Consider the following 26,457-nt stretch of genomic DNA (forward strand, 5'->3'; position numbering starts at 1 on the left):
TCCTGGAACACCTTCACAACGCGGTCTAAACGAAAATTCTAATGGCATTTTGCGTCGAAATGGCTTCCCGAAAAAGATGGACTTTAACCAAGTTGACCAAAACTTCATTTCAGCTGTTGCTTCAAAAAGAAATCACATACCAAGAAAATCATTAAACTACCGGACACCATTGGAAGTGTTTTTGAGTTACGTAAATGAAGAACAATTGTCTAGCTTAAGTTGACAAGTCATATTCATTAAAAAAGGAATTGAAAAAGATATAGAATTTTATCAAAACAAACGATATGTCTCTAAATTTAATGGAGTAATTCCACTAGATTTTAGAAAAATAGGTAAATAAAAACGCCTAGAATTAATCTGGGCGTTTTTATTTACCATGTCTACTTGACAGGTAGTGGTTCATCAAATGATTAGCGAAAGTTATTTTGTTGTTTTAACAACCGTTAAGTCTGTATTGAAAAGTAGCAAACTTTGATATACTTAAATAGTATGAATAATCAGTCTTAAACTTTCATTAAGCACTCTAATAAATAGTGCTTAAATTAAATTGAAATGAGTAAGCGTTTACATTAAGCTAGAATTAGAGATAGGGGAGAACAACATGTTAGATTCAAAGACAGTTTCATTGATGGGTGTGCTGCTCGAACGGGGAAGTGTTTCATTAGCAGAATTTGCGATTGTCCATCAGTTAACCAAAAAGCAGGCTTGGTATGAAATTGAACAATTAAATGCACGTTTAGAGACAATCAGTGACGCACGCATTCAGTTGCATCTCGGTCAGCTAACCATCTCACCTCAATTACGGTCGGATTGGCTTGCTAACGTCTCGACTGCCTTAGTGTTAAATCATCACGAGCGGTGTCAACTCATTATTTTGTATACCTATATCAAGCAAACAGCAGTGTCACAGGTACATTATCAGCAACTCTTACAAATGAGTAAAAACTCTGTCGTGATTGCCTTAAAAAAAAGTGAAAGAGCAGTTAGGCCAGTTCTCCCTGGAACTCTCCTACTCGCGCCAACACGGTTATGCGATTACTGGGGCTGAACAAGCGATTCGTCGCTGTATTGAAACGACCTTACAAACAATGCGCCGTTCACCCCAATTTGAGCAATTGTTTGCCCTAGTTTTTTCGAAGTGGGGGCTGAAGCAGTCTACTGCTGATATGGCCGAACGTTTGACAACATTAGCTCAAACGCACAAAGTTAGCTTCGTTGCCGAACGATTTGAGCATCTCGTTGCAATGTTGTCGTTAGTACAGGTGGCTGAACAAACGGCACCGCTTGTGTTTACGGTCAAGCAAAAGCATTACGGCCAAAGCCATCGTTTACGAGTGATGGCTGAAACAATCGTCAAACAGCTGCGGCTAACCACAGATACGGCTGGCAATGTCATCTTTGTGACCGCCCAATTGTTAGCGAGTTTACAAGGTGAACACGAGCATCCACAACCAGAATTCAGACAGTTAACAGAGGCAATCATTGATGAAGTGCAGCGATTAACCTTAACGGTGTTTGAGCAACGTTCACAGCTGAGTGCGAGTCTTTATCAGCATGTCGTTCCTTGTTTTTACCGCCTGTTATTCGGGGCGTCGATTGCTAATCCTTATGTCGCGACAATTAAGGCTGAATATGCGGATCTTTATACGCTTGTTCACAAGGGGTTAAGGCCACTTGAAGCCGCGTTGGATACCACCTTGGAGGATGCTGAAATTGCCTACTTTACCATCCATTTTGGCGGACAGCTCCAGTTTCCAAGTAGAGAACGTCATATTAGGGCCTTAACCGTTTGTCCGAATGGCGTCAGTTCTTCGATAATTATGCAACAACAGTTACAGGACTTATTTCCGAGTATTGCCTTTGAAACGGTGCACAGTGTGAGCGATAGCCAACAGTTAGCCCCAGCGTCGTACGATCTTATTTTTTCAACCATCTATTTTCAAACGAGTAAACCACTTTATGTGACGAAACCAATTTTGAACCCGGTTGAAAAAGAACTGTTGAAACGTCAATTACAACGTGATTTTCAATTGCAACAGTCCCAAAATCAAATAAACGCGAATGATATTATCGCACTTGTTAAACGCCATGCTGACATCAAAGATGAAACAGCCCTTTTTAAAGGGATTTCGCGCTTGCTTAATGTTAGGCGGAAAGATGAAGGAGGAGTTAATTTGACCGATTTATTAATTAAAGACCACATTCAACAAAGTGACGAAGCATTATCGTGGCAGGCAGCCATCACGTTAGCAGCTCAACCGCTCCTTACTGATCATTATATTACGGCTGATTATGTCGCCGCCATGATTGCGATGGTTGAGGATGTTGGCCCGTATATTGTTCTCGCACCGCAAGTGGCTATTCCTCATGCGCGACCAGAAAACGGTGGCAAAAAACTGGGAATGAGCTTATTGCAAATGAAGGTGCCGGTTGATTTTGACCTGAAGCAAGAGGGCGGGGAAGAGTATCAGGTGAAACTGCTGTTCGTGCTAAGCACGGTTGATAATGACAGTCATCTGACCGCTTTAAAGCAATTATCTAATATTCTAGAAGATGATGAAACCATCGATGCTTTAATAAATGCCTCGTCAACTGACGAGTTACTAGCGATTATTAAATTAAAAGGGAGTGCTGACAATGATTAAAGTGATTACAGTGTGTGGCAATGGAATTGGGAGTAGCTTAATGTTGAAACTGAAGATTGAAGAAATTGCCAAGGCAAATGGCATCGAAATCGACGCTGAATCAATCGATTCAAATGCGGCTTCAGGTAAGGATGCTGATTTATTTGTGACGGTGAAGGAATTTGCAGATATTTTCAAACCCGATCAAAAGGTTGTCTTTACCCGTAGTTATATGAACCGTAAAAAAATTACCGAAGATGTGTTGCCAACCTTAATCGAGATGAACAATAACTAATAAGAGAGGAGGAATAACAATGGGATTTTTGGAATTTTTAAAAGATATGCTCAGTGAACCCGCTATTTTAATGGGATTAGTCGCAATGGTTGGTTTAATTGCGCTCAAGTCACCCGGTCATAAAGTCTTAACCGGTACACTTGGCCCAATTTTAGGTTATTTAATGCTATCTGCCGGTGCCAATGTTATTTCGAGTAATTTGGAACCGCTTTCTAAAATGATTGAAAAAGGTTTCCACATTAAGGGTGTTGTACCAAATAACGAAGCCATTACATCGGTTGCGCAAGACTTGCTCGGTGTTGAAACAATGAGTATTTTAGTTGTGGGGCTGCTGTTCAACTTATTAATTGCGCGTGTGACCCGTTATAAATATGTTTTTTTAACTGGCCATCACAGTTTCTTCATGGCTTGTCTGTTATCAGCAGTGCTCGGTGCAACGGGCTTTAGTGGCTGGCAAATGGTCGTTGTCGGTGGCTTCTTCTTAGGGGCGTGGTCAGCGATTTCACCAGCAATTGGCCAACGTTTCACCTTGAAAGTAACCGATGGTGATGAAGTTGCCCTTGGCCACTTCGGTAGTCTCGGTTATTACTTATCGGCTTTAATCGGCAAAGCGGTTGGCGGAAAAAGCGCCAGTACCGAAGATATTAAAGTGCCAGAAAAATACAGTTTCTTACGTAATACAACTATTTCAACTGGTTTAACGATGATTGTCTTTTACTTGATTGCAGCGATTGCAGCGGGTGGAGATTATGTATCAACGTTGTCTGATGGTAAGTCACCGTATATCTTTGCGGTGTTAAGTGGTTTACAGTTTGCCGTTGGTGTGGCGATTGTATACGCAGGTGTGCGAATGATCTTAGCTGATTTAATTCCAGCCTTCCAAGGGATTGCAACAAAATTGATTCCGAATGCAGTGCCAGCTGTCGATTGTGCGGTATTCTTCCCATATGCGCCAACAGCCGTTATTATCGGGTTTGTGAGTAGTTTTGTTGGTGGATTAATTGGGATGTTTGTGCTAGGTATTGCTGGTGGCGTGTTAATAATTCCAGGGCTCGTACCGCATTTCTTCTGTGGGGCAACAGCCGGTATTTTTGGTAATGCAACCGGTGGTCGTCGTGGTGCCGTTGTCGGCGCCTTCGTGAACGGATTACTGTTAGCATTCTTACCAGCCTTATTATTACCAGTACTCGGCGCATTAGGCTTCAGCAACACTACCTTCGGTGATGTCGATTTCGCTATTATCGGCCTCGCATTAGGTAAAGTGGGCGACATGATTGGTACTGGTGGGATTTATGGTTTAGCTGGCATCCTTGTGATTGTGCTTGCCTTACCAAGTATTTTACGCCCTTCTAAAGTGGCAGTTAATAATAGTGAGGAAGATTAAAAGTAAACAACTTGAAATGAGAGTTAAAGCAACAGAAGTTTCATTCGATTTTGTCTACAATCCAAAAAAAAAGCAAATTCTCTATCGAAAATCATCGGTAGAGAATTTGCTTTTTCTGTGAAAAGAGTAGACTGAATAGAAATACTGTTATATCCTCTCATGAAATCAGCTAACAGCTCGTAAATTTTAAGCTCTTTGCGAGCGATGGTAAATAATCGCCCGCACGCTCTTTCCAATTTATACGCTGTTGAACGACCTAGCAGAGTGTTTATCTTCAGTCTCAAGCCAATCAATCGATTGACTATTCTTTGGATGGTGCAACAGGCTTTTTTTGATACTCACTTTTCAACAAACCATAAAAAGCATAATCGCAAAATTTGCCTTTAAACCATTTATGTTGCCGAAGGGTGCCTTCATACTGTAAACCGAGTCGCTTCATCACGGCCGCCGAAGCGGGGTTGTTAATGTCGCAGTGCGACTCGACCTTGTTCAAACCTAAGGTTGAGAAGGCCAACTCTAAGAGTAATTGCCCAGCTTCAGTCATATAGCCCTGGCCTTGGTATGCCTTGTTTAGGGCATAACCAAGTTCGGCCCGTTGGTGTAGGGCATCCACCCGGAGGTCAATCGTACCGATCATCTTCTGTGAGTTGATGTGTTCAATCGCGAACTTACCAAGTGGATCACTCATGAAGAAGTTTGCTATCGACTCGCGTGTTTTGGCAAGTGAAGAATGGGTTTCAAAAATGAATTGTGTCGTCGTTGGATCACTAGCATACTCAAAAAGCGCAGTCGCGTCATTAAGTGTAACTGGGCGAAGCTTAATGCGCTTACCGTGCAACACGCTATGTTGTGCTAATAACATCTGTAATTTCGTATTGTCATTCATAGGAACGCCTCCAAGTAAGAGATTTTTAACAGTATAGCAAAATGACGCGACAAAGACAATCAAGCGATTGCTATAAAAAAATAAAAGATATAGAGTGATTATTTAGGTAGATGAAATTTTAAGCGTGTACAATACAGAAGCCTGTCTTTATTATCAAAGGAATGTATAGTTTTACGCTATTTATTTTTTGAGAAATTTAGTAAAAAAGGTAAGGTAGCATGATTAGAAAGTACTGAAAAGGGTTATGTTATAACAAAGGAAATCATAAGGAGGTAAGGATTTAGGTGACTCAATCGCAAATGCTTCATCCAGCGTTAGTGAAAATGATTTTGTTTAGTGGGCATCAAAAAAAGCTTGCTAGCAAAATGAGATTACCATTGTTTTTAAGTGGCAGCCAACTGGAGATTAGCCAGACATACAGTACAGTGAGCGAGATTGATAATTATCAAATCGTGTTCAAGGAATCTGCGCTTTTGACGCTTGAATTCGATACAATAGACTCAACTTTCGAAGGTGTTGTCAATCTCTACAATACGCAAACGAGTGAGGTGGTATCTCGTAATATATTTCAGAATGTATCTGCGCAGCAATTAAAAGTGAGTGTCACGCCTGGTCGTTATGACATTGAGGTAAAGGCGACGAGCGACGGTTATTATGCGTTATCCTCACGGCCGCTAATTAGCGAATATGATAATAATAACATGGTAAAGTTAAATGAATTGGATTTAGCAAAAACGAAACGGCATGTTAAATCTAGTGCGTCTGATAAAGGAAAACAGCTATATCGCTTCAGTGTTAGTGACAGTGGGGCGTTAAGACTAGCTATTAAAGCTGACAGTGCATTGATAGTGACGCTTTATACGAACGAACTGGTGACACAAGCTGTAACGTTCTGTGAGGTGTTAGACGTTCCCTTAACGACGTCATATTTGTTAGAACAAGGTACTTACTATCTTGAGATTTTAGAGGCGTGTTCACATAATCTTAGTGCATATACACTTTGCACAACTTTCGAAAAAACAGCTAATGTCAAATCGATTAAACCGCCACCACCGACGATAAAGCCACTGTTTAATGGTATGACAAATATTAAGGGTGTCGGTGAACCGTTGCGCCAAATTAAACTTGAGCTTGACGAGACCACGTATAATAGTCGGACAGACCAGAAAGGTTTTTTTGAAATAAAAACGCCGGTTTTACGTACTAATCAGCCGGTTAAGGTGTTTGCTTATGCTGTAAATGGTATTAGGAGTGATGTCGTAGCATTATTAGTTGCTAAGAGTGGCATCCTTGCATTGGAATCAAATGAATAATGGCGCAAACAAGAAGGAGGAACCTTAATGAATATTATCATCGCAATGGATGCTATGAAAGGGTCGTTATCGAGTGTCGCGGCAAATGAATTGATTGCCGCTGTGTTTAAAGCACATGGTCACCAAACATACACGATACCGATGGCTGATGGCGGAGAAGGAACAGCCCGGGCATTGCTGGCAAATGCGCCATCCGCCAGTTGGTGTCATACTGCTACGACATCCCCAATAGGGGATGTGATACAGGCGGAGTATGGTTGGGTCGCGGCGACTAAAACCGCTTATATCGATGTAAGTGCAGCCTCAGGTATTCAATTTAAGACGGAGACTGTTCATCCACAACATTATTCAAGTGCTGGTACCGGTGAATTAATCATGACGGCCTTGAATCAAGGGGCCCGCAAAATCGTTGTTGGTTTAGGTGGTAGTGCAACTGTGGACGGTGGAATGGGGCTTTTGTCTGTGCTTGGCGTTCGCTTTTATGATCGAACGGGTACTGTTTTAACTGGTAGCGCACAGCAGTTGGCTGAGATTGCCTACACTGATGTCACGCAACTCGATAAACGCTTGAAAGATGTCACGTTGATTGGTGCGGCAGATGTATCCAGTCCGTTAGTTGGGGCGGAGGGCGCTGTGTATCAGTTCGGTCCACAGAAAGGGTTTGCCCACGCTGAATTAGCTCAGCTAGATGAGGCGATGCAACATTATCTCGAAGTGACAACGGGTGAAGTTAACAGCTCGCCAGGCGATGGTGCTGCCGGCGGGATTGGCTTTGGTTTACGGCATTTTTTAGGGGCAAAACTAGTCTCAGGCGCAGATTTAATAGCTGAACAAGCGCATTTTACCGATGTACTTGAGAGTGCAGATTTGCTTATTACTGGTGAAGGTATGCTTGATCATCAAAGTTTAATTGGAAAACTGCCGCTGTCGTTAGCACGCAAAGCAAAGCAGTCGAAGGTGCCGGTTATCGCTTTGGTTGGCGGTGTTAGCGGCGATGCGGCACGATTCCGTTCAGACGGTGTAACGGTGGTGGTACCGATTGTGCAACGGGTCACTACAATCGATGAGGCAATCGACGAGGCAACAATCAATTTAACTGCTGCTGCTGAACGTGTTGCGTCGCTATTATCGTTACGCTAAAAATGTCTAAAATCAAAACTGTTATATAACAGAAAGTGACCTTTCGGAAACGAAAGGTTTTTTTGCGGTGATAAAACTGTTAATTCGGTTGTTTTTCGATTAAAAATAGCATCGAAACGTAAAAAATGATGAAAGAAATCGTTGAATATGTCCAAAAAAAGACGTCTTTTTGTAAGCGGTTACGTTATTATCTACTTTGAATTGTAAACCTTTACATTGTTTTGAGTTTGAAACTGATTTCACGTGAAAAATGCTATAAAAGCTTTTGTATCAGTGTTAATGTTGCTTTTTTGCCACCCACTTACGATGCTGTTTTTGATACTATTAAGGTGTAAAGAAAAGACAAATAAATGAAATGAGGCGTTTAACATGATTAAAACAACAGCGAACCAAACGGTCACTCAGTTATTATCTAATGCTAAAGAAGCCCAAGCAATTTATCGAACATTTACACAAGAACAGGTCGACAAAATCGTTCAAACTGTATCAGTACAGTTGAGTGCGGTTGCTGCAGAACTAGCAGAAGTAGCCCACCTTGAAACTGGCTTTGGTAATATAGCAGATAAAATCATTAAAAACAAATTTGCAGCAGAGGCGGTCTACAGCAGCATTAAAGCTGTGGCAACAGTCGGTGAAATAGCTCGTGACGAGAAAGCTAAGACAATTGACATTGCGATTCCGATGGGCATCATTGCCGGTTTGATTCCTTCTACCAATCCAACATCGACCGTTATTTATAAAGCATTAATCGCGTTAAAAACGCGTAATGCGATGATTTTTTCACCGCATCCAAAAGCATTGCAAGCGATTATTAAAGCGACACATTACGTCGAACGCGCAGCAGTGAGTGCGGGAGCGCCTGCCGGGCTGATTCAAGTTATTTCTGAGCCAAGCATTGCCGCAACAACTGAATTGATGCGTGCACCGGAGACCGCGCTCATTTTAGCAACCGGTGGTGAAGCGATGGTTAAAGCGGCTTATCAATCAGGGACACCGGCAATTGGTGTGGGTCAAGGAAATGCACCGGCATATATTGAACAATCAGCTAATGTTACAACAGCCGTTGCAACAATTATTCGTAGCAAAACGTTTGATTATGGGACAATTTGTGCATCAGAACAATCAATCGTCGTTGATAAAGCGATTAAATCAGCTGTTTTAACGGAACTGCAAAAACAAGGCGCCTACATTTTAACACGTTCACAAGCACATCAACTTGCCCGTTTTATCATGAAAGAAACAGGTGGAATGAATCCCGCATTTGTCGGTCAACCAGTCGCGACGATTGCCCGTTTAAGTGGCTTAACTATTCCAGTAGGCACAAAAGTCCTTGTTTCAGAAGAGCGGATTGAAACCATTGGCAAGAATGCATACTCGTGTGAAAAACTGATGCCTGTTTTAGGTATGTATACTGTGAACTCATGGGAAGAAGGCGTTGCGACTTGTAACGCGTTGCTCGGTAATGAAGGTGCCGGGCATACCGCCATTTTGCATTCGACCAACGAAGCATATATTTTAGACTTCGGTTTACAAATCGATGCCTCACGTATCCTTATAAATACGTTTGGCTCATTGGGTGCAATTGGTGCTTCAACAAGTTTACTGCCGTCATTAACCTTAGGCTGTGGGGCAGTGGGTGGCAGCAGCACTACCGATAACGTCAGTGTGATGAACTTGCTCAATATTAAACGCTTAGCATATGGTCAATAGAGAAACAAAAGGGAATGCAACCTGTTAGAAGCAAAAAAGCTGGAGAAAAATGAAAGTACTTAAAAGCCGTTTTAAACTGCAGTAATTGGATAAAATAACGTCTCGACTATTTTCCGTCGACCCGTTATTTTTGAAATCATCCAAGTTTAGGCTTTAAATACTAGAGGAATAAAAGTGAAATTAGCTTGATCAACGCTACCAAGCCTCAGTCTCAGACGATAACAATCGCAACAGTTGTTATCGTTTTTTGAGTGCCCTTTTTTAGCGCCGATCGTGTCGCTCTAAACATGCTATGATAGTAAGTGAAAAATACACTACCATGAAAATACATCAGAATAACAAAAAATCAGAAAGTAGGAAAGTTAAATGAACAGTCTCTTTAAAAAAACTAAAATTAAAAGCAGCCAATTTAAGTGAACTCGAACGCACCTTTTTGGAGGATGTAATGGCTCAACCTGAGTTGTTTATTACGAGTACGATTGATGCCGTTGCCAAACGTCTATTTATCTCGACTGCGACTATTAGCCGTTGCTGTAAGCAACTTGAGTTTGCCGGTTACCAACAATTCAAGTTCGCCGTCGCACAAGCACTCGAACATGAGACAGAGCTAGTCGTTGATGTCAAAACAGAGTCGTTAACGAGTCAAGCCGAGCGAATCGAACGCGAAATAAACGCGACAATTACGAACTTATCAGCCAACAAGGTTGCAGCGGCTGTTAGTCACATTATGGCAAGCCGATCAATTGAATTTTTCGGTGTCGGCGCCTCGTTGCCGCTCTGTCTTGAAGCGAGTCGCAAGTTGACCTTTGCTGGCAAGTTAAGTTCAGCTCGCAGTGATTGGGATGAATTAGAAATCGTTTCACAACGTCTCACGTCAGCTGATTTAGCGATTATCATTTCGTATTCGGGCGAAACAGAGCATGTCGTCCGCTACGCCACCGCTTTAAATGAGCGTCACGTGCCGATTATTTCATTGATTGGTAACGCGAACAGCAGCCTCGAAAAAAGAAGTGTTGTTACATTACGAGCCCATGTCACCAACGCTTACTACGGCGAACTCGATATGACCTCGCGGATACCTTTTCATGTCATCCTTGAATTAGTGTTACTAGAGTACTTGAAAGCGACCGGTGTCGAACGTTAATGTGTAAGTTTTTTCATAAAATGTAACTTTTACCGTAATATTGAAAACGCTTTCTTGTCTGTAGATGCCATGCTAAAGTAAAGGTATCATAAACGACGAAAGAAGGATGCATAATGAAAAAACAAAAATTTAGTGTTGGTGAATTTTTTCAAGGATTAGGCAAAACCTTTATGTTGCCGGTGGCGCTTCTTGCTTTCATGGGTCTAATGCTCGGCATTGGGAGTTCATTTAGTAGCCCGAGTACCATCGACAAGTTTCCCTTTTTAGATTATGCCTTTTTACAGGTGATTTTTCGTTTCATGTCTACAATTGGTGGTTTTGCTTTTACCTACTTACCACTGTTGTTCGCGATGGCAATTCCACTCGGACTTGCTCGCCAAGAAAAAGGCGTAGCGGCTTTCTCAGGGTTAGTCGGTTACATCATCATGCATTTATCAATTAACTTCTACTTAACAGAAACAAAGGGTTTGGCTGCTAGTGAACATCTACGCGAAGCTGGTCAAGGCATGGTGCTTGGAATCCAAACACTTGAGATGGGTGTGCTTGGCGGTATTATTGTCGGAATCATCGTCTATCTTTTACATAAACGCTTTTACACGATTCAACTGCCCGATGCGTTTGCTTTCTTCGGCGGTCCACGCTTCATCCCCATTATTAGTTCACTTGTATTAGCGATTGTCGGCATAATTCTGCCCATGATTTGGCCGTTTTTTGCGCTAGGTATCGCAGCAATTGGTGAGCTAATTCAAAAAGCAGGTGTGTTCGGTCCGTTCTTATTCGGTGCTGGCGAACGACTCTTGCTACCATTCGGTCTTCATCATATTTTAGTGGCAATGATTCGTTTCACCGAAGCAGGTGGGACAGAAGTGGTCAACGGCAATACGATTTCAGGTGCGCTTAATATCTTCTACGCACAATTACAATCAGGCGGCCCCATTAGTCCTGATGCAACAGCCTTCTTATCACAAGGGAAGATGCCAACCTTTATGTTTGGTCTCCCGGCAGCCGCGTTAGCAATGTATCAAGTGGCATTGCCAGAACGACGTTCAAAGGTGAAAGGGTTGCTTATTTCAGGTGTACTTGCCTGTTTCGTCACCGGGATTACTGAACCGATTGAATTTTTATTCCTCTTTATTGCCCCGGCCTTATACTTCTTCCATGTGATTATGACGGGTTTAGGCTTTATGGTAATGGCACTGTTGCATGTTGTTATCGGGAATACTGATGGCGGTGTGTTGGACTTTCTCATCTTTGGTGTGATGCAAGGGACTGATACAAAATGGTACCTCGTTATCCTCGTCGGTATCATTTGGTTTATTGTCTACTACCTCGTGTTTCGTTGGGCCATTAAAAAATTCAACCTTAAAACACCAGGTCGTGAACCGTTAACGAAGGATGAAATTGAACGGTCTGACGCAGAATTAAATCACGGCAAAGGCAGTCAATATGATGCCGCCCGCATTTTAAACGCCTTAGGTGGCGCAACGAATATTGCGGACTTAGATAACTGTATTACGCGCCTACGGTTAGTGGTCAATGACATGGGTGTCGTTAACGATGCCGAACTAACGGCCAGTGGTGCCCTCGGTGTAATGAAACTCGATGCCACGAGCTTACAGGTGATTATCGGTTCACAGGTGGCTGGGGTTAAAAATGAGATTGCACACTTAATGGAGGACGAACACCATGACAAAAACTAATTTTAACGCCGTAATCGACCGCAAAGGGACGTTTTGTACCCAATGGGATTACATTGAAGACCGTTTTGGGCAAGCCGACTTGCTGCCGTTCACCGTCTCAGATATGGATGTGCTCGTGGCTCCTGCCATCATGACCGCCCTCAACGAACGCATGCAACATCAATTATTTGGTTATACCCGCTGGAACCATGCGTATTACAAAGAGGCAATTACTAACTGGTATCACGAGCGTTATCAAACGACGATTGAATCCGATTGGCTTGTATACAGCCCAGCCGTGATTTTTTCGGTCGCTAAACTAATCGAGATGTGGTCGCAACCTGGTGAAGGTGTGCTCATTCAAACACCAGCCTACGATGCCTTCTTTAAGGTGATTGAAGCAAATGGTCGTCATGTGGTCGATAACCGTTTGCTCTATCAAGACGGTCAGTACACGATTGATTTTAGTGATTTAGAGACGAAGTTAGCATTGCCGACGACTCGCGTGCTCTTACTCTGTAGCCCGCATAATCCAACGGGGCGCGTCTGGACAACAGCTGAGCTGGCAGAAGTCATCACCCTTTGTGAACGTCATCACGTGAAGATTATTTCCGATGAAATCCACATGGATATTAGTCGTGCAAGTATCGCTGTTCATCCGCTCGTGCAACAACAGCGCTATTTGCAGCACATTGCCATCTGTACTTCGGCCAGTAAAACCTTCAATACACCCGGTTTGATTGGCTCGTATTGTGTCATTCCTTCTGAGATGGAGCGTGAACGTTTCTTGTATAGCCTTAAAAATAAAAACGGTCTCTCATCGACCAGTATCTTAGGGATGATTAGCACCGTTGCCGGGTATGAAGAAGGAGGCGATTGGCTCGATGACCTTAATACGCAGATAACGAGCAATCTCACCTTAATTAAAGACTTTTTAGCAGCTGAACTGCCAGCCATTCGGTTTAACATCCCTGAAGCAACCTATCTGGCGTGGCTCGATGTGAGCGGCTTAAATGTAACGGCTGCTGACCTCCAACATGCCTTGATTAACGTCGGTAAAGTCGCGATTATGCCAGGGTCGACCTATGATCCGCATAACGACCAGTTCATTCGCTTTAACGTTGGTTGCTCACGCGCAAAATTATTAGAGGGACTGCAACGACTTAAGCGTGCTGTGACTTTTTTAGAAAAAAAACAGCTGAGAGCGCTTACGAAAATAAGGGTTATTACTTGTCGCTATAACGATAACAGCGTATACTTTATGTTATAAAAGGTATAACTATTAGTTGGATATATCTGTGGCGTTATATAATGAAGGAGTGAATCGATGAATTTACGACATTTAATGATTTTTAAACAGGTAGCAAAGGATGGTAGTGTCACCTTGGCGGCGAATAACTTATTGTTAAGTCAACCGGCGGTATCACGCTCACTGAAAGAACTTGAAACCGAATTGAAGATTAGTTTATTTGATCGAGCAGCTGGTAAAATTCACCTCAATCAAGCCGGAAAGATGATTTTGGCCAAGGCGACAGCGGTTTTAAGTTTAATTGATGACATCTCAGAAATTTCCCATAAACTGGCTCAACAAAATAATTTACGGATTGGGAGCACAATTACGGTAGCGACATCACTCTTATCACAAATTATCAAAACACACGAGCAGCGCTATCCCGATAATAAGGTGACCGTTCAAATCGAAAATCCTGGTGATTTGGAACAGAAAATTTTAAACAATGAACTCGATCTAGCGATTGGTGAAGGCGTCAGTTCGTATGATAAAATCACTTCGGTGACAATTTCAGAATATGACCTCGTGTTTATTTGTTCGGTCAATAACCCACTGGCTCAAAAAGAGCGGGTGACGATTGATGATGTGCTTAAAGAACGTCTGTTATTACGCGAAAAAGGGAGTGCGATTCGTGACACCTTCGATAATTACCTTGCGATGCGGAACCTAAATCCCGAAGCACTGTGGACGAGCGTTAACTCGCCATCATTAATTCAGGCGGTCAGCGAAAATTTAGGTGTGTCGTTGCTGGCACCTGATATTGTACGCCAAGTACGGACGAATGATGCCGTTAAGATTTTAACCGTCGAAAACTTCCACTTAACGAACAGTATGAGTGTTATTTTTCGCAATGACAAAGCAAATCAACCTGGCGTTAAAGAGATGATAGCAATTGTACAAGAAATTGTGCAATGAAATGACCCCAGTCTTGGCGATAAAGACAAGAAAATAGTTAAAAAGCTCATTCACCTTCGAAAGCTGTCGATAGTGAATGAGCTTTTTTAGTTTAAATACCAACCCAACAAGACTGCCAAGTAAAAAGATAATTAGAATTAATTAAAGCAACGGCAGATTAACGGAGAAGAAGATGCAACTAACTTGAATAAGCGTCATGTTTTTAAAGGCAAAGATAATAACAAGAATAACGAGCAATAATGTAATAATTCGTTTAGGTGTAAAATAGGCTTTAAGATGCTCTAGCAGGCACCTCTGTTACAACCGTCTTAAATAAAGGAAGCGTAATGAGCAGGTTTAATGCCAACAAATAAGCACTTCATTAGTATTTCATTAACAGGAATGCTAAACTAGTTATCAAATGATAAGTGAAATGAGGTAAATCTGATGAAACGCTATCTTAAATTATATCTTAGCAGTGCCATCATTTTTTTGATTGTCGACTTAATTTGGTTAATTGGTGTGAATCAGCACTTTTATGCCCAACAACTAGGCTCATTAATGGGAGCCGTTCGACTGTTGCCTGCTGTGTTATTTTATATGCTTTTTATTGTGGGGTTATTATATTTTGTCATCCTCCCCGCCGTGGTTGCTAACCGTGTAGAACAGGCCGTCTACTCGGGTGCGCTGTTTGGCTTGATTTGTTATGCGACCTACGATCTAACAAATTTAGCCACATTGGCGCATTGGCCTGTACTCATCACTGTCACTGATTTAATCTGGGGCAGTTTTATCACGTCGTTGACTGCCGGCAGTGTGTCTTGGTTGGCGCTAAAACGCAACTGGTAGTTTATAAACAAAACAAGAGGAGACTATGAACAAGATGTTTAACATAACAAGCAACGACTTACTATACGCCTTTCAACAAGGGGCGCAAACAGTGATGCAACATACAACAGAACTCAATGATATTAATGTGTTCCCCGTTGCAGATGGTGATACCGGGAGCAACCTTGCCTCATTGATGCAAGCAATCGTTGCAATGAAGCAACACCCAGGCGAAACAAGCGCGGCCTGTGCCCATCGTATCGGTGAAACTGCCATTAAAGGGGCGCGTGGCAATTCTGGTATTATTGTTGCCCAATATTTAAACGGACTGGCAGCGGCGATACCGCCACAACCAGCAATCGCGTTGGCAACCTTTGCCGAAGCGGCCCAACAAGCAACGCGTAGTGCCTATCAAGCGATTAACAACCCGACGGAAGGTACGATGTTATCCGTGATGAAACAGTGGGGCGATCGTTTACAGCACGGTGTTCAACAGGAGCAGTCGTTTGGAACAGCCTTAACAAACGCGCTTAACGACGCCCAGCTTAGTGTGCAAGCAACGCCACAACAGTTGAAAACCTTAAAAACAAATGGGGTTGTGGATGCTGGTGCCCTCGGGTTTTACTATTTTATTAAAGGCGTGACGACCGCCTTGCTTAATCCGACTTCCGGGCCTTTTAAAGCAGCTGATATACGAGTAATCGGAACAATTACACCAACAGAACATCCGCTGACGACCGCTCCCATACAGCGTTATTGCACCGAACTACTCGTGATTGATTTAACGGTGTCGCAAGCCGAATTAAAACAATTGCTAAGCCGATTTGGTGATTCACTCGTGGTGGCAATGAGCCAACAGAGTGCCCGTATTCATCTCCATACAAACACACCTGCAGCCGTCGTTGCCGTCGTTAATCAGTATGGGCACATTAGCGAACAAAAGGTTGATGACATGGTGCTGCAATTTATGGTAAAACAGCATCGTCAGTCTCCGATTGCACTCGTGACCGACTCGATTGCAGACTTACCGGCTGAGTTTGTCTTGAACGAGCAAATCCAAGTGCTGCCGATGACCTTAAGGCTTGATGACCGCAGTTATCTCGACAAAGTGACGTTAACCGATCAACAGTTTTATGCTAACGTAAATACAACGGTAAAACAGTCGACGCAACCGCCGTTGGCCTTAATGATTCAACGACTCGAACGTCTCAAACAGGATTATAACGAAGTCATTATGGTGAGCGTGTCATCACAATTGAGTGGCACCTTTTCAGCGATGCAACGGGCTGCTGCTAGAGTCGCCAGTGCTGACTTTAAAATTGCCGTCCTTGACTCAAAGCAAAACAGTGTTGGTCAAGGTTTAATCGTGATGCAATTAGCCGAAGCACTCAAAGCGGGGCGGAATTTTGAGACGCTGATTCGCCTCGGAGAAGCATTAATTGCGCGGACGAAAATTGTTGTGAGCGTACCAAGCGTGGCCGCAATGATTCAATCTGGCCGTTTACCGAGTCGCCTCGGAAAAATCGCACAGCGGCTCCATTTGCAACCACTCATCGGTTTAACGGCTGCGGGGGCGGGTAAGGTGCAAGGGATTACGATTGGCACAAAGGCCAACGAACGCAAACTGCTACGTCATTTGCGCCGCCTGCAAAAGGAAAGCCCATTGCTACGCTATGCGGTTGTCCACGCTAATGCACCACAACGGGCAGCAGCGCTGGCACAGCGAGCAACAACACAGCTCGGCATCGCGCCAAGCTATCTTGAAAACATATCGGCCGTTATTGCAATGAGCGCTGGCGAAGGCTGCGTGGCGATTGCGGTAACAACCACTTAAGGAGGAATATCATGTCGCTCTACTTACTTGTGGCCTTGGCATTAGCCGGCTATTTTACACTGCTATTTATCATTGCTCAAATTATCCATAATAATGCCATTGTTGATTTGGCCTGGGGGCCGGGCTTTGTGCTGGTTGCTTGGATGGGTTATTTAGTGATGCCCACCAAAACGGTGCTAGCAACGATAGTCGTTAGCCTCGTTACGTTGTGGGGCTACGCCTGTTTGCCCATCTAGCAAAACGTAACATTGGCAAACCCGAAGATTATCGCTACGTCAACATGCGCAAACGGTGGGGCAACCAGTTTCCGATGTTAAAAGCCTATTTAAACGTGTTTGTCTTCCAAGGCGTGATTTTATACGTGTTGTCGCTGCCATTGTTTTTTATGATGACAGCCGAACCCTATCCATTGCACTGGTGGCATTACCTTGGCCTGCTCGTTTGGCTCATCGGTGCCTTCTATGAAGTCGTCGGCGATTGGCAACTCCAACAATTTAAAGCCAATCCAGCCAACAAAGGCAAACTCTTAACGACAGGTCTCTGGTCAACTACCCGCCACCCGAACTATTTTGGCGAAGCGCTGAGCTGGTGGGGCATCTACTTGTTAAGTATTACCTCAGTCGTATCATTAAGTGGCATTATTGGACCGCTCGGCATTACCTTGTTGTTATTGTTTGTATCAGGCGTGCCATTGCTTGAACAAAAATATAAAGATCGTCCCGATTTTCAAGCGTATGCAGCTAAGACCGCGAAGTTTTTTCCGGGGATAAAAAAGAACGCTTAGCGCTTATCTACAGTCTGGGAGCAAACAGTTAATGTTTGCTCCTTTTTAGTTTAATGTCGTTTAGTGCCAAGTATCAGTGTGCGGATGGTGATTGAAAAATACCTATCATGAGGTAAAAGATGACACCTTTTTTTAAAAAAAGGGGACTATTCTATAAGCAGATAGTTTTTAAGGGAGTGACTGAGTTGAGACGCATTTTATCAGCAACCGAACAACGGCAATTACACTTTATTGAAATTTTAGTGAAAACAGATGGCTGGATAATCCTCTCTGAAATTGCAAAGATGATTGGTTGCTCAGATCGTATCTTAAAAAGTGATGTGTATGAGATTAATCAAAAATTCACGCCCTTTATGATTGAAACATCAACAAAAAGGGGATTACGCATCAATTATCCCAGTCATTATTCAATTGACTTTGTGTACACTGTTACCTTAAATGAAAGTACAGGATTTAACATGCTAGAGCTGTTGTTTTTTAATAGCGAGCTAACAAAAACGACAATTCAAACAGAGTTAGATATTAGCGAGTCGACGTTAAAACGCGCGGTTAAAAAGATTAACAGCGTCTTGCAAGAACATCACGTTGCTATTTCAACAAATCCATATCAGCTTGTGGGCGATGAAAAGGCTGTTCGCAACTTAATGACGCATTTCTTTAAAGAAAAATACCCAAGCGGAAATCTCCCTTTTGCAGCTGAACAACGGCAGTTTATTACGAATTTTTTCAAACTAATGGCACAAAAACTTGACATCCGCTTGAATTATCCCGATCTTAATCTCATTAGAGCCGTTACGTTTGCGAATATATTACGAATTCAAAAGGGCTTTTCACTACCAGAAGTCACTACTGATACACCTTTCAATCCGATGGTATCAGACTTGTTGGCAGATAAGACATTCAGTGAAACATTTACCGCTCTATTTGGAATAGCGTTAACGCTTGAACGTTTTTGGGATATCTTTAATGTGTTTGCACAAACTGAATTTGTCTTGAGTGCCAGTGACTTACAAGCAAAGGCATTGGCGTACCCTGATACAATCGGACAAACGTTAACAAGTATTCAGTCTTTTTTAGAAAATTTTGCGATGAAATGGCAGGTTCCGATTGAAAATGTAGAAGGTATTGCCTACCAGATATATAACTTGACGGTTTGGTCGAGTGGCTTGAATTTTATTATTAATGATAAGAAGACGGCATTTATGGAATACATCACAGCCGAGTTTCGGATGTTTGTTACCAATCTTAAAACAACCTTATCGGCTTTGCCCTTTTTAGCAGAATATGAATGGCAAGATGCGATTTTAAATGAGTTCATCTATACGACAATTATTCACTGGCCTCATTTAACAGAGCATTTGATTAACCATATTAAACCGATTAAAGTCGGTATTTTTTGTGGTCAAGAATTTCAGCAAGCTCAGTTAATTGAAACACAACTGAAAGATCGCTTTGGCCATCATGTGACGAGTCGCATTATGCGTGATGAAGACAGTGATGAAACCAAAGGTGCAATAGAAACCTACGATGTGGTGTTATCAACCGTATCAAATTACCTTGTAAAAGATACATGTACGATTGCTGTTTCAAGTCTGCCCTCGATGAAACACTGGCGCCTAATTCAACAACTGATTGAAGCCGATCAAACAAACCAATCGTTTATCGTATCTAAATTCGTAGGTTAGGTAGCCTTGTACTTCTGCTTTTTTCGTGTCATAATAGCCAAGAGAGCAGTAAAGCAAAAGTAACGGGTCAGTATCAACTGATAATGTATCTATACGCGAAGTAGTGTTGTGCATGTTCGATGCGCAACACTCTTTTTTTTTTTGCCTATTGAGTAACACAAAGAAAAGAGGAAATATAAATGAGTTTAATGGTAATTGAGAACTTGAAATATGAACTGCCCGATAAGGTGTTATACGAAGAAGGCAACCTGCAATTAAATGCCGGTGATCATTTGGGTTTAGTTGGTAAAAACGGGGCGGGGAAAACAACCCTCCTTAAAATTTTAATGGGCGAAGTAATGCCAGATGAGGGCCGAATTGTGTGGGGACGACGAACATCGGTCGGCTACCTCCAACAACATCTGCAATTTAGTGAGGAAGAAACCATCATGACCTACTTGAAAACAGCCTTTGAACGTCTCTATCAAATGGAGGCAGAAATTGGCGCGATGTATTTGCGGATTGAAGCAGAACCGGAGTTGCTTGATAAGATTGGTGATATGCAAGAAGAACTCGAACAGCATGACTTTTATCAACTCGAGAGTAAGATTGAGACGATTGCAAGCGGACTTGGCATTCAGGCGATTGGTTTTGATCGCCGCTTGAATCAACTGAGTGGCGGGCAAAAATCGAAGGTGATGCTTGCGAAACTATTGCTCGAACAACCCGATGTGTTGCTGCTTGATGAGCCGACCAACTACTTGGATGATACACATATCGAATGGCTTACTAATTTCTTGAATCCGTTTCCGGGCAGTTTTGTCGTTATTTCGCATGACGAGGCCTTTTTGGATGGGATTACAAACTGTATATGTGACATTGAATTTAGTCGCATTAAAAAATACCCTGGCAACCTCCGCAAAGCCCTTAAACTTAAAACAGAAGCCAATGAACTGTATTTAAAAAAACTACCACCAACAACAAGAAAAAATCGAGAAGATGGAAAAATACATTCAAAAATATAAGGCCGGTTCACGGTCGACGATTGCTAAAAGTCGTGAAAAACAACTAAATCGGATTGAACGCCTCACACCACCGAGCACAGCAGCGACGGGCGAGTATGTTTTCCCGTATGTGAACACGAGTACCGATATGACGATTAGCATGCACCAACTTGAAATTGGGTACGAGCAACCGCTGTTGCCACCAATTACTCTAAGCATTACGACCGGTGAAAAAGTGTTAATTAAAGGCTTTAACGGTCTTGGCAAATCGACGCTCCTTAAAACAGTCTTAGGGCTGTTGCCATCGCTTGGTGGTGAAGCAGTCTTGCCGATGAATGGTAAAATCAATTATTTTTCGCAGGAACTTGAGTGGGATAATATTAATGATACCCCGTTTAGCTTTATTAAAGGGAAGATGCCGCATTTAACGACAAAAGAAGTGCGGAGCAAATTATCACGCAGTGGGTTAACGGCCGAACATGTCGAGAAACCGTTGGCACAATTAAGTGGCGGCGAGCAAACGAAGGTGAAACTATGTGCGATGACACTTGTGAATAGTCACATCTTAGTAATGGATGAACCGACCAACCACTTGGATAAAGAAACGAAACGTGCCTTGAGCGTTGCCGTAACGAACTTTCCGGGTACCGTCTTACTCGTCTCGCACGAAAAACACTTCTATGAAGGTGTTGTGAGCAAGATTGTTGATGTTGAAAGCTTACAGTTGAACAAAATGTAGCAATAAGTTTGGGTGGATTAGATGGATTAGTAATCATCTCTGGTAAAGGGTGTTTACTCGTCTTTTTTTTGATTTAGCAAAAAAATATTTATGCAGACACAATTTATCGACCGTCTATCTAATTTACCAATATCTTGTAGCTTTTTAAACGCTGGTGGTAGCTATTCACTCAACGTAATGAAAAAAGAGTTCCAAGTGTTTTAGTTATATAGATGAATAAATAAACGGAAAAAAGAGGTCGTTTTTTAAGTTGAAAAGTCAAATGTATAGGTTTTTAAACCAATAAGATTGATGTATTCAGATGGAGATGAATCTCTTTTAATGTGTGTATAAATAGTGCATAGACAGGGTAAGCTAGCTCTCAATATTTTTTACATCGTAGCTTATATTATGTTATGTTCTGTTCTAGATTGACAATGAAAATATAATTTGAATTCTGATATCTTAAAAACAAGCTAATTAAATATTTTCAAGGAAGGAACATTACATTGAAAAACATTGGGCAGATTTCAAAAAAATATGGTATATCGACGCGTACACTTCGTTATTACGAAGAAGAGAATTTAATCAAAAGTGTGAAGAAGCAACAACGTTTTTATTGTGAATCGGAAGTTGAACGTATTGAGCGTATTATTTATTTAAGAAAACATAAATTCACCATCAAGGAAATAAAAGATATTTTACTGCATCCTTTATTTATCGACGATCTGCTTAAATATATTTATATTCGTCGGCTAAAAACAAAAATAGCAACGTTGGAGATGGAATTAGAAAAATTAACAGAAGAAATTTCTAAGGAAAATATTTGTGGAATCGATACTTCCCAGATGAGTTCGAATATTTTAGAAGATTTAAATAGTGATGAGAATGCGATAGCGCTTAATAAACGTTTTTTTTGAATTGTATGACAGAAAAGAAAACGTAACAGAAGAAGAAAAAATCGCCTTTGTAGAGTCCTTTATTCAACTGAATTTAAAACATAAGATCATTTTTGAAAAGGTTTATTTCAGATCACGTATCGATAGGGTTAAATATGTCAAGTTTGATAGACAAAAAGATTTTTTTTTTCCAAATGATAAAGATATATGTTGCCCACACAAATAGAAGTTAAAGTATCTCTTGTTCTTAAGTCATCTGTTTAGTCGAAAAAACAGTTGAATTGTTCTCATCAACTTCATTTGTAACTTTTATGTATTCTGAGTCAATTGATAAGAATAAACTAAAAGAGCATTGTTCTATTTAGCATTGGAGTTCAAAGTGAATAAAAAGCAAATTCTCTATCGAAAGTCATCGATAGAGAATTTGCTTTTTTTGTTATAGTTACTAAAATATGAGTGGATTTTAACAAAACAATCCCCAATTTTAGTGTTTAGTGACTGAAAAAACAGGTAGGCTTAAAACGACTCGGAAATGGACCATTATCCTAAAGAATAGTATATGGTATTTCCTCTGAAAAAAACGGAACTAGTTGACATTGACGTTACGTCAACTAGTAAAGTAATGGTTATAAACTAAGAAAAGGGGGAGTTATTAATGACAAAAATCATACGAATTTTGATGGCACTAGTTTTGATCTTTCAAATACTAGTACCGATAAAGACTGTCGCGGCTACGACGAATGTTAATTCGACAGAAGAAGCAACCTCATCAGCTTTGACTAATGCTAAAACGACATCTTCTGACAATGATGCAAGTCAAACAGCAAGCGAGCAAGCCAAAACAGAACCAATTGAAAAGAACTCAAATCAGTTGGAGAGCGTAGAAGAGTCAAGCAATACAAAAACTAAAACGGAGTCATCTAACACGGAAGCGATTAATGTGGACTTCTCTATGAAGCCTATAGCTGACAGTGTGTTAGCGGGTAATGTGGCAAGTTTTGAAAACATCCTTCGTGTAACAGGGCCAAATACAGTTGTGAAAAATATGACCTTAACATACAAAATCGAGGGATTAGAAACAGGTAAGGTGACATTTGATGCTTCAAAAGAAGTGTTGGAAAAATTATCGATTGATGGTGTTATGCCATCATACAATCAAGAATCGAGCACCTTAACCTATCAATTTAAGGAACTTCATACGGGAATAGCCTACAAAAATAATTTAGAAATCGATAGCAACATCGGTTACATAAAAGAACAGCAAGTGAAAATTGTCGGACAGCTAGAAATCGACTCTGAAACTAAGAGTGAGAAAGAAGCGACAGTTCTTATTAAAGGCACGACAAATGTCGCTTTAAAACAAGATCATGAAGGTATCAATTTAAAAGACAGTGATAATATTGTTTGGACATTAAATCTACATGCACTTAAGAAAAAAGGGATAATCTTTTTAAAAGAAAATAGTGAGCTTATTATCGAACAAAAAATTCCGGACGGTCTTATTTATCAGTCAGATAATGCTAACGGAAGTTACGATGCAGCGAAAAAAAATTGTTGTATTTAAAGTGCCGACACCGAGCATTGCAATGCAAGAGCATACGATATTAGATAATGATTATTTTTCTGATATGCCAACCATAAAAATTAATACTAAAGTAAGTAAAAAATTTAGTGGCGAAAAGACATTTGAAACTTCTGCAACAGTATCTGGTGAAAATGTGACGGAAGGTGCTGACCATACGTTTAGCTTTGAATCAAATAAAGAAAAAGTTACAGTTTATGGTACTGTAACACCTTCTATTCCAGATGGTGTTGGAAGTGAAGGCGCACCATTCCATAGAGGACCTGCCAAATCCAATATTAGCTACGAAGAAGCCAATTACACTTGGACAATTAATCCATCTGCATCTTTGCAAATTTATCCAGGAGATAGTGTGATTTTTAACACGAATACGAACTTTTTTTAATGCAACGAGTAAAACAAAACGCATGAAGCAATTGCGTACAAGTTATACCCCGAGTAGCAAGCTATCTTTCGAAGGCATGGAATTAAAGTTAGTTGCACGTCTGCAAGATAAAGCGGTTCCTTATACGCCAGATCAATACGCCAACCCTAAATTAACATATACTCTGGGATTAACAGTCAATGGCGTGTACATTGACTATGCACAAACAAAACCAGAACTATTGAAAAATATAGCATCAGATAAGAAATTAAGTCTAACTCGTGAAAGTCTCGGCTTAAAAGAGTCAGATAAAGTAACGAAGTTTGATTTTCGAATAAACAATGCAGAGCCGCTTACACTAATGAGTATCCAGCTTAAATTTAAAGCGAATGAAGATGCTGTAGGCCAAGCCGTTAATCATTATTGGGGCTTTGCTCAAGGTTATAACACTAAGGGAGAGGTAGTATCAAAAAAATTCGAAAATACTGATTCAAAAGAATACTATGGAGACCGCTCAATTACAATTAAATCCAACAAGGATAAAAAAATAGAAGTGGTTGATAATGCGATTACATACACTAAAGAAACTGGAGGCGCAGTTAAAGCCGGCGATAATTATGTCAAGGCTCATATTTTAACAAGTAAGGATCAGCCACCTTTTAATAAGGCAGTTTCTTATGTATTGTTACCAATTGGTTCCCTTTGGAATCAAGACAAAGAACTAAAACCTGATGTTCCAACAAATCTTTCACCATCAGTGACTAAAATAACAGATAATTATAACAACACAGGCCGTCAATTATTGAAAATTGACTGGGGTGGCGACATATTGGCTAATAAAAACGTGTCATTACAAATACCGATTACCGTATCGGAAAACTCGCCATCTGTGTTAACTCCGAAAATTTATACGTATGGAGAAAATACGAATATTCAAATCCTCTCAACAACACAAGAGTTGTCAAACGGAACAGTAGTTGAAACTAATGAGGATCTAATGAATGCAGATTATCCTAAGGAACATGTTAGAATAAAGTCTGAAAATGATTATTACCTTACTAATAACAATAATTTAATCGTTGACAAAGTAATAAAAACAGCAAATGATAAGAGTTTTTCAAGAGAAAGCATCGCTTTTTCTGGTGAAAAAGTCCAGTATAAAATAACAATTAAAAATATGACAAATAAAGATTTTCAAAGATTGGCACTTTTAGATGTTCTTCCTGCGATTGATGATATAGGAATAACAGATAATAGCATTCGAGGTAGTCAATTTAGTTTGGAATTAACTGGACCAATTATTGTGCCAGATAGTTGGAAAGATAGTGTTAAAATAATGTACAGTGAATCAAAAAATCCTAAACGAGCAAATATTTTATATAATAAAGTTAAGCCAAGTGACATTACACAGCCGCAAGAATCTACCACAGCTGAAGATGCGACATGGATAGAAACGCCTAGTGACTATACTAAAATTAAAAGCGTTAAGCTTGAGCTAAAAGAAGGGCACGAATTTTTAAGTCATGAAAATATTGCCTTGCTTTTTAATATGAAAGCACCAGATTATGCTCTAGCGGCTAGCAAAGCAACAAATGAATTAGTGGCATGGAACTCTGTCGCTGTTGTTGCTGATGGTTTACCAGTCGTTGAACCATACAAGGTTGGTTTGAAATTACTGCAAAGTGAAGGTCAGTTAGAAGCTACAAAACAAGTGTTTGATACAAATAATGAAGCGATAGATCATCAAGAAGTACAGGTTGGAGATACCATTAACTATCGTATTAAGGCAAAAAATAAAGGTACTGAAAATACGATTATTAACAAGGTGAAAATTGGCGATGCGATTCCAGCAGGACTCGTGTATCAACCAGGCAGCCTGAAAGTAACCGGAGTTGATGGCAAAGAAAAAGCGTTAACAGATGATGCGGTTACCGGTCAAAAACTAGCGACAGGTGACCTCGGGTCACTCAAAGGTGGCGAAAGCCTCTTCATCAGTTTCAAAGTGAAAGTAAGTGCGGAAGCTAAAGGCAAGGTTGTCAACGTGGCAACAGTCGATGGCAATGTGCCGCCGCCAACACCAGGTGAGCCAGATGTGCCACTTGTGCCAGAAAAACCAACCACTGATATTAACGTTCCACCAGGTCAAGTGAGCGGTGAGAAGTTAGTTAACAACAAAACAAAAGCAACAGCGCACGTCGGTGATACACTCAACTACAGTATTAAACTGACGCATGAGGCTGGAAGTGGCCCATGGGTTGGTCAAGTGGTAGATAAATTACCGAATCATGTGAGCTATGTACCAAACAGTACGACCATTGACGGCAAAGTAGTCGCCGACAAAGGAATTTGGAACGAACAAACGTTGACGGTGAAAGAGCTCCGTTTAACAAACGAAACAGCAACCGCAGTGATTGCCTTTA

The 26,457-nt window shown here is 41.1% G+C and carries 20 protein-coding genes and 3 pseudogenes; 22 read left to right on the forward strand and 1 reads right to left on the reverse strand.

What is annotated here, in order from left to right; translation table 11 throughout:
- The 5 genes and pseudogenes from BCAMP_RS09770 to BCAMP_RS09785 all read left to right on the forward strand — a co-directional run.
- Nucleotides 1-223 (forward strand): annotated as a pseudogene (locus BCAMP_RS09770) (IS30 family transposase); the annotation flags it as partial.
- 378 nt (nt 224-601) lie between these two features.
- A complete protein-coding gene (locus tag BCAMP_RS12715) occupies nt 602-1,048 on the forward strand; it encodes a hypothetical protein (protein ID WP_051457027.1) in 447 nt (148 codons plus the stop codon).
- Nucleotides 972-2,645 carry a BglG family transcription antiterminator gene (locus BCAMP_RS09775; protein ID WP_156921216.1) on the forward strand — a complete coding sequence of 558 codons (1,674 nt, stop codon included), beginning with the start codon at nt 972-974 and terminating at the stop codon, nt 2,643-2,645. The genes BCAMP_RS12715 and BCAMP_RS09775 overlap by 77 nt, the downstream gene beginning before the upstream one ends.
- Nucleotides 2,638-2,919, forward strand: a complete 282-nt coding sequence (locus tag BCAMP_RS09780; protein WP_035315290.1) for a PTS sugar transporter subunit IIB — start codon at nt 2,638-2,640, stop codon at nt 2,917-2,919. The genes BCAMP_RS09775 and BCAMP_RS09780 overlap by 8 nt, the downstream gene beginning before the upstream one ends.
- 19 nt (nt 2,920-2,938) lie before the next feature.
- Nucleotides 2,939-4,303, forward strand: coding sequence for a PTS ascorbate transporter subunit IIC (locus BCAMP_RS09785; protein ID WP_035315291.1), 1,365 nt, complete (start codon nt 2,939-2,941; stop codon nt 4,301-4,303).
- Nucleotides 4,304-4,604: 301 nt separating this feature from the next.
- Here the strand turns inward: BCAMP_RS09785 and BCAMP_RS09790 are convergent, their stop codons facing one another.
- Complete coding sequence (locus BCAMP_RS09790; RefSeq protein WP_035315292.1) at nt 4,605-5,189, reverse strand: GNAT family N-acetyltransferase; 585 nt, start codon at nt 5,187-5,189, stop codon at nt 4,605-4,607.
- A 284-nt stretch (nt 5,190-5,473) separates the two neighbouring features.
- On the opposite strand from BCAMP_RS09790, the gene BCAMP_RS09795 reads away from it, so the two are divergent.
- The 17 genes and pseudogenes from BCAMP_RS09795 to BCAMP_RS09875 all read left to right on the forward strand — a co-directional run.
- Nucleotides 5,474-6,502, forward strand: a complete 1,029-nt coding sequence (locus BCAMP_RS09795; RefSeq protein ID WP_035315293.1) for a hypothetical protein — start codon at nt 5,474-5,476, stop codon at nt 6,500-6,502.
- Between the two features lie 27 nt (nt 6,503-6,529).
- The gene (locus BCAMP_RS09800; RefSeq protein WP_035315294.1) at nt 6,530-7,642 is read left to right on the forward strand and encodes a glycerate kinase; all 1,113 of its coding nucleotides are present in this window, start codon (nt 6,530-6,532) and stop codon (nt 7,640-7,642) included.
- Between the two features lie 369 nt (nt 7,643-8,011).
- Nucleotides 8,012-9,352 (forward strand): aldehyde dehydrogenase family protein, encoded by a 1,341-nt coding sequence (locus BCAMP_RS09805; RefSeq protein ID WP_051457029.1) that lies wholly within the window; start codon nt 8,012-8,014, stop codon nt 9,350-9,352.
- A gap of 391 nt (nt 9,353-9,743) precedes the next feature.
- A pseudogene (locus BCAMP_RS15120) lies at nt 9,744-10,496 on the forward strand (MurR/RpiR family transcriptional regulator); the annotation flags it as partial.
- Nucleotides 10,497-10,609: 113 nt separating this feature from the next.
- On the forward strand, nt 10,610-12,196 hold the full coding sequence (gene malX / locus BCAMP_RS09815; protein WP_035315295.1) for a maltose/glucose-specific PTS transporter subunit IIBC: 1,587 nt from the start codon (nt 10,610-10,612) through the stop codon (nt 12,194-12,196).
- Entirely contained in the window at nt 12,183-13,445 is a 1,263-nt protein-coding gene (locus BCAMP_RS09820) for a MalY/PatB family protein (RefSeq protein ID WP_084038784.1), read from the forward strand. Before malX ends, BCAMP_RS09820 begins: the two co-directional genes overlap by 14 nt.
- A 57-nt stretch (nt 13,446-13,502) precedes the next feature.
- A complete protein-coding gene (locus BCAMP_RS09825) occupies nt 13,503-14,381 on the forward strand; it encodes a LysR family transcriptional regulator (protein ID WP_035315297.1) in 879 nt (292 codons plus the stop codon).
- 426 nt (nt 14,382-14,807) lie between these two features.
- Nucleotides 14,808-15,209 carry a DUF2177 family protein gene (locus BCAMP_RS09830; protein WP_035315298.1) on the forward strand — a complete coding sequence of 134 codons (402 nt, stop codon included), beginning with the start codon at nt 14,808-14,810 and terminating at the stop codon, nt 15,207-15,209.
- Nucleotides 15,210-15,243: 34 nt separating this feature from the next.
- Entirely contained in the window at nt 15,244-17,022 is a 1,779-nt protein-coding gene (locus tag BCAMP_RS09835) for a DegV family protein (RefSeq protein ID WP_198015771.1), read from the forward strand.
- 11 nt (nt 17,023-17,033) lie between these two features.
- A pseudogene (locus tag BCAMP_RS09840) lies at nt 17,034-17,806 on the forward strand (DUF1295 domain-containing protein).
- 185 nt (nt 17,807-17,991) lie between these two features.
- Entirely contained in the window at nt 17,992-19,491 is a 1,500-nt protein-coding gene (locus tag BCAMP_RS09845; protein WP_035315301.1) for a helix-turn-helix domain-containing protein, read from the forward strand.
- Nucleotides 19,492-19,670: 179 nt separating this feature from the next.
- Nucleotides 19,671-20,495, forward strand: coding sequence for an ATP-binding cassette domain-containing protein (locus BCAMP_RS14460; protein WP_232217975.1), 825 nt, complete (start codon nt 19,671-19,673; stop codon nt 20,493-20,495).
- A complete protein-coding gene (locus BCAMP_RS14465; RefSeq protein WP_232217976.1) occupies nt 20,470-21,213 on the forward strand; it encodes an ATP-binding cassette domain-containing protein in 744 nt (247 codons plus the stop codon). Before BCAMP_RS14460 ends, BCAMP_RS14465 begins: the two co-directional genes overlap by 26 nt.
- Before the next feature lie 488 nt (nt 21,214-21,701).
- The gene (locus BCAMP_RS09855) at nt 21,702-22,112 is read left to right on the forward strand and encodes a helix-turn-helix domain-containing protein (protein WP_035315302.1); all 411 of its coding nucleotides are present in this window, start codon (nt 21,702-21,704) and stop codon (nt 22,110-22,112) included.
- 634 nt (nt 22,113-22,746) lie between these two features.
- Nucleotides 22,747-23,655 carry a hypothetical protein gene (locus BCAMP_RS09865; RefSeq protein ID WP_035315305.1) on the forward strand — a complete coding sequence of 303 codons (909 nt, stop codon included), beginning with the start codon at nt 22,747-22,749 and terminating at the stop codon, nt 23,653-23,655.
- Nucleotides 23,627-24,058, forward strand: coding sequence for a hypothetical protein (locus BCAMP_RS09870; RefSeq protein ID WP_035315306.1), 432 nt, complete (start codon nt 23,627-23,629; stop codon nt 24,056-24,058). The genes BCAMP_RS09865 and BCAMP_RS09870 overlap by 29 nt, the downstream gene beginning before the upstream one ends.
- 76 nt (nt 24,059-24,134) lie before the next feature.
- A partial coding sequence (locus tag BCAMP_RS09875; RefSeq protein ID WP_198015772.1) for an isopeptide-forming domain-containing fimbrial protein occupies nt 24,135-26,457 on the forward strand: 2,323 nt, incomplete at its 3' end.

It is taken from the genome of Brochothrix campestris FSL F6-1037 (assembly GCF_000525915.1).
Taxonomy (GTDB): Bacteria; Bacillota; Bacilli; order Lactobacillales; family Listeriaceae; genus Brochothrix; species Brochothrix campestris.